The organism is Colwellia sp. E2M01 (genome assembly GCF_018860585.1).
Taxonomy (GTDB): Bacteria; Pseudomonadota; Gammaproteobacteria; order Enterobacterales; family Alteromonadaceae; genus Colwellia.
Map to the genome: position 1 here is coordinate 77,376 of NZ_JAHKPR010000030.1, position 5,834 is coordinate 83,209.

At 36.8% G+C, this 5,834-nt stretch carries 3 protein-coding genes; 2 read left to right on the top strand and 1 reads right to left on the bottom strand.

From position 1 onward, the window contains the following. Nucleotides 1-151: 151 nt before the first annotated feature. On the bottom strand, nucleotides 152-3,214 hold the full coding sequence (gene rne, locus KO502_RS07015; protein ID WP_216021862.1) for a ribonuclease E: 3,063 nt from the start codon (nucleotides 3,212-3,214) through the stop codon (nucleotides 152-154). A gap of 748 nt (nucleotides 3,215-3,962) precedes the next feature. On the opposite strand from rne, the gene rluC reads away from it, so the two are divergent. Then, complete coding sequence (rluC, locus tag KO502_RS07020) at nucleotides 3,963-5,072, top strand: 23S rRNA pseudouridine(955/2504/2580) synthase RluC (protein ID WP_216021863.1); 1,110 nt, start codon at nucleotides 3,963-3,965, stop codon at nucleotides 5,070-5,072. A gap of 3 nt (nucleotides 5,073-5,075) precedes the next feature. After that, entirely contained in the window at nucleotides 5,076-5,744 is a 669-nt protein-coding gene (locus KO502_RS07025; RefSeq protein ID WP_216021864.1) for an HAD-IA family hydrolase, read from the top strand. The last annotated feature ends 90 nt before the right edge of the window (nucleotides 5,745-5,834 follow it).

Genomic DNA, 5,834 nt, shown 5'->3' on the forward strand with positions numbered 1-5,834 from the left:
TTAATCAACTTGGTATAATAGAAAGTAGCGTAAAAGATAACAGCTGATAATAAATATTTGTATGAGAAAAATAGGCGGATGGGAAAGATAGAGGAATAAAAAAACCAGTTATAAAGTTATAACTGGTTTTTATTTTTAACTAAACAATAAATTAAGGTTTAGTTGCTGGCGCACTACTACGGCTTACAATATCTGCAACAATTGCTGTTTTACCTGATGATTGGTGCGGTAATCTGTCACTGTCAGCCATAAAGCTCGTTGGAATAGCTTTAACTGTAGTGATAGTCTCCGTTTTTGTCATTGGTGCGGTAGCGTGACCTGAAAGGCGATTAGCTTTTTTAACCTGTCTTGCTAGCTTTTTATCTTTAGGTGCAGATTTCTTAGCTGCAGGGGTCTGTTTTTTTACTTTCTTAACAGGGCTCTGTACTTCTTCATTGCCGGTATTATTAATAGCTGAAGTATCTTCATTCTCAAGTAAGTCATTCGAGGTCGTTACTGGAGCTGTTGTTACTTCTTCAGCTTTTACTGGTTCTGTAATAACTTCTGCTTCCGTAATTGGAGTGCTTTCTGGGCTTTTTTCTACCTCAGGAATAACCATCGGCTCAACAACTACTTCAGTTTTTGTTTCAACAGGTACTGTTTCAACTTTGGTCTCTAAAGGCAACTCTTGTTGAACTTCAGCTACTGTCTCAGTTACTTGTTCACTAACTTCATTTGTAGTTGGTACGGTTGGAGGTTCATTTTCAACTGCAACAGTGTCAACAATAGGTTGAGTTTCTACAGCAGGTGTTGCAACTTTCGTTTCTACAGTCGCTTCATCAGTACTGTTAATCACAGTTTCAGTTACTTCTTTAGAGGTAACTTTTTCAGATGATTGTGAAGTTGAGCTATCCGCTGACGTAGTTTTTGCTACTTCTGGATATCTCGCTTCAACTGATTCATCAACAGCGTTTTTTTCAGTAGTTGATAGTTGATCCGTTTGTGTCGTTTCATCTTTTTCACTATTGCGACGACGACGTTGTCCATTAGCACGTAAATGTCTCGGAGAACGTCTGTTACGAGGTTTATCTTCATTAGTAACAACAGCCTCCTCTGCAGGAGTCGTTACTTTTACATCAACTTTAGTGTCTTCATTGTTGATAGGTGTTGCAACAGATTGTTCTACATTTTCAACGGGTTTCTCTACTCTAACTTTTTTACGGTTAGTTCTACGTTGACGACGAACAGTAGCTACTTTCTCTTCTTTAGCTGTATTGTCTTTTTCTACACTGTCGTTTTTACGAGGTTGTCTTTTGGGCTTATTCGTTTCGGCCGCGCGTGTAGGGCGTGTTTGCTTCGTTTCATTCTGCTTGTTAGGCGAACGATTCGAGGTATTTTCATCATTACGATCATTACGATTTCTGTTACCACCACGGTTATTTCTACGCTTAGCTTGTTGATTGCCACGACGTTCTTGTGATTGTCTTGGTTTTTGCTCTTTCTTTTCAGGTTTAACTTCAACAACTTCTTCAGTAACAAAAAGACTTTTTAACCAGCCAAAAAAGCCTGTTGATTTTTTAGCTGCTGTAGTTTTATCGTTTTTAACCGGTGTTGTTTCAGCTTTAGGCGTTCTTGTTGGTGCTGACATACCCTGAATTAGAGGCTCGTCAATCTTTGCTATTTTTTTATCAAACTTCGGCATTTTAGCTTCTTCAAGTTCAGCTTGTTTTACCGGTAATTCATAACTTGCTTCAACAATAGTTTCATCGTTTTTAACACGTACAACTTCGTACTGAGGTGTATCCATGTGTGGGTTAGGAATAATTAAGACTTTAACATTATGATGCTTTTCAACATGCATAACTGAACGGCGTTTTTCATTTAATAAATAAGTGGCTACAGGAACAGGTACTTGTGCTTGAACATGTAAAGTATTGTCTTTAATGGCTTCTTCTTCCATTAAACGTAATACCGATAAAGCTAAAGATTCAACACCGCGTACTTGGCCAGTACCACTACAACGAGGACATACGCCTTGGCTTGTTTCGCCAATAGATGGGCGTAATCGTTGGCGTGACATTTCTAATAAACCAAAACGTGAGATTTTACCGAGTTGAATACGAGCTCTATCTTGATGTACTGAATCACGCATTCTATTTTCAACTTCACGTTGATGACGAACAGGTGTCATATCGATAAAATCGATAACTACTAAACCACCTAAATCACGTAAACGTAATTGGCGAGCAATTTCTTCTGCAGCTTCTAAGTTAGTATTAAATGCGGTTTCTTCAATGTCACTGCCTTTTGTGGCGCGTGCTGAGTTGATATCAATTGAAGTCATAGCTTCTGTTGGATCGATTACAATTGAACCACCAGAAGGAAGGCGTACTTCACGTTGGAAAGCTGTTTCTATCTGAGTTTCGATTTGATAATGAGTAAATAAAGGTACATCGCTTGTGTAAAGCTTTATTTTACTTAAAAAATCAGGACGAACTACTTCAATGTGCTTTTTAACACTTTCAAAGGTTTTAGGTCGATCAATTAACACTTCACCTATATCACGACGTAGATAGTCACGAATTGCTCGTAATATAAGGTTTGTTTCTTGGTGAATTAAGAATGGAGCAGGGCGGCTTTCTGCTGCTTCACTGATTGCTTTCCAATGATGTAAAAGTACACTTAAATCCCATTCCAGTTCATCATAATCTTTGCCAACACCGGCGGTTCTTACAATTAAACCCATACCTTTAGGTAAGTTTAGTTTGCTTAATGAGGCTTTTAAATCTGAACGTTCATCACCTTCGATGCGACGTGATATACCACCTGCACGTGGATTGTTTGGCATTAAAACTAGATAGCTACCCGCTAAACTGATAAAAGTAGTAAGTGCTGCGCCTTTTTGGCCACGCTCTTCTTTATCTATTTGTACGATAACTTCTTGGCCTTCGTGTAATACTTCTTTAATGTTTGGGCGGCCTTGGAATGTATAGCCTTTTGGGAAGTATTCACGACTGATTTCTTTCATTGGTAAGAAACCATGGCGATCAGCACCATAATCAACAAACGCAGCTTCTAAAGAAGGCTCAATACGCGTAATTTTGGCTTTGTAAATATTAGATTTTTTTTGTTCGTGACCTGGACTTTCAATGTCTAAATCATAAAGTTTTTGACCGTCTACTAGTGCTACACGCAATTCTTCTGATTGGGTAGCGTTAATTAACATACGTTTCATAGTTTGTCTGACTCAATTTAAGTCACAACACACCATTTGCTTAGTACACAAAGCAATCTGTTTTTCTGGTAACAGCAATTTGTCAACCTCACGGTTGTCATAGTTAACTTGTCATAAAACCAAGCTAAGCTGTTATAAATTCTGATTGTTTTTTATATCGTCACTTTTGTTTTATAAAAGTAATAAAAATATATTTCTTTATGTGCTCAGCCTATGTGCTGTGCAACATACCGAGGCTTTGCTTCGGTATTATTTTATAATAATTGCTTTATGGTGCTGGACTAATAACCCTTTGTTCAGTGTAATTACTAACCAAAATGCTAAAACTGTTTATGATTTATTTGACGAGTTACAACGAGTAAGTATCAATGGTGATAATTTACTGTGTCAATAAATACAATAGGCCGTACTATCAATATATCTCTTATATTTTGTTCACAACGATGTCGTTGTAGGTTAACAAAATTAAATTCGCATAATGATGTGGCCGCAGTTTGCCTCTTACGTCTCTCTTTAAAGCTTCTAGGTAAATATTGTTACGTTGAGTAGCCTTGTTTGAATAGTTAATTCGGCTTTTTTAATGTTACCTCTTAAGTTATTTAAAGCCTTTTAAAAGCTATTAAAATGAGTAGGTAGCGTTAAATATCAACTAATAACCTTCATATTATCCCACTATCTTTTAAATTTAGCCAATTAAAAAGGAAGTTAATTGCATTATTCACTAAATAAAGTGTGTTAAACTGCGGTTATGAAAGAAATTAAGACTAAAAAAGCCAAGCACGTGCCTAAAATTAAATTAAAAACTCAACATAGACAGTCTGCAAGCAACAGAAAAGTTGAAAGTAAGCCTCAGCAAAAACCGAGAATCAATGAAGCACCTAATAAGGTAGTTAATTCTCCTGAAGCTGAGCAAGAGAAACCAAAGGTAAGGTTTATTACCATTGATAATGAAGATGCGGGTCAACGTATTGATAACTTTCTTTTGCGTACTTTAAAAGGTGTTCCCAAAAGTCACCTTTATCGTTTAATGCGCAAGGGTGAAATACGCGTTAATAAAAAGCGTATAAAGCCTGTTTATAAGCTTGCTATTAATGATGAAATTAGGATCGCACCTATTCGCGTATCTGAAGAAAAAGATAATGTTTCAACAGGATTAGCTGTTGTTGCTAATTTAGAAAAACAAATATTATTTGAAGATGAGCGCTTAATTATTATTAATAAACCTTCAGGTATGGCGGTTCATGGTGGCAGTGGTTTAAGTTTTGGTTTAATTGAAGCACTTCGAGCCTTACGCCCTGAAGCGAGAATGTTAGAATTAGTGCATAGGCTAGATAGAGATACTTCTGGTTGTTTAGTGGTTGCAAAAAAACGTTCTGCTTTACGGCATCTACACGAGCAGTTTCGTGATAAGAATGTACAAAAATTTTATCACGCACTCGTTAAAGGTCATTGGCCTGATAAACTAACCCGTGTTACTGCAGCCTTAAGAAAAAATGATTTAAAGTCAGGTGAGCGTGTTGTTATTGTTGATAATCAAAATGGTAAAGAATCTGAAACCCGTTTTAGAGTGTTAGATAGGTTTAGAGGAGCAACTTTAGTTAGAGCCTTTCCTGTGACGGGGAGAACACATCAAATTCGAGTTCATTGTCAAACCAGTGGCCATTCGATAGCAATGGATGCAAAATATGGACATGAAGATTTTGACGAGCAAATGAAAAGTAAAGGCCTTAAAAGGTTATTTTTACATGCCGCAAGTATTGAATTTACACATCCATTAACGGAAAAACGGATGAAAATAGAAGCACCTTTAGAGCCAAGCCTAGAAAAATTATTATCAAAGTTAATTAAAGAGTCGTGACCCATGAAAAACTACAAATTAATTATTTTTGATTGGGATGGCACTTTAATGGACTCAATTGATCGTATCGTCTCTGCTATGCAAGCAGCAGCAAAGCATTGTTTATTACCAATACCGTCAATATTACAAGTAAAGGGGATTATAGGGTTAAGTTTTCCTCATGCCTTTGAGTTGTTATTTCTTGACGCAACACCACAGAAAATAAGTGAAGTGTTTACTCGTTACAGACATGAATATCTTGAGTGCGATCATACACCAGCACCATTATTTGATAATGCGCTTTCGTTATTAACAAAGCTTAGAGATGAAAATAAACTGTTAGCAGTAGCAACAGGAAAATCTCGTCCAGGTTTAGAGCGTGTATTTAGTGCAACACAAACGGCGCATTATTTTCAGGCTTCTCGTACAGCCGATGAAGCTAATTCGAAACCCGATCCTGAAATGTTACTGAGTTTATTAACCGAGTTGAATGTTAGCCCAGAGCAAGCAGTAATGATTGGCGATACCAGTTATGATATGGCAATGGCCAAAGCAGCTGGGATTGATAGAGTTGGTATTACCTTAGGTGTACATGATAATAATACTTTAAATAACTATCAGCCTGTTGCTATTGTTGATTCAATGCTTGAACTAGAGCAGTTTTTAATGGCAGAGCCAAGCCCAGTTCAATAACAGACCCTACTATTAAGTCAGTTTTTTATTTTAAACTACTCATAACATAAGTAAGTTATACCAATTTGATTAAGTTCTTTCCCACTCAGC

Bases quoted from the DNA above. Each gene is read 5' to 3' on its own strand.
- rne (WP_216021862.1), bottom strand. From the start codon at position 3,214: ATGAAACGTATGTTAATTAACGCTACCCAATCAGAAGAATTGCGTGTA.
- rluC (WP_216021863.1), top strand. From the start codon at position 3,963: ATGAAAGAAATTAAGACTAAAAAAGCCAAGCACGTGCCTAAAATTAAA.
- KO502_RS07025 (WP_216021864.1), top strand. From the start codon at position 5,076: ATGAAAAACTACAAATTAATTATTTTTGATTGGGATGGCACTTTAATG.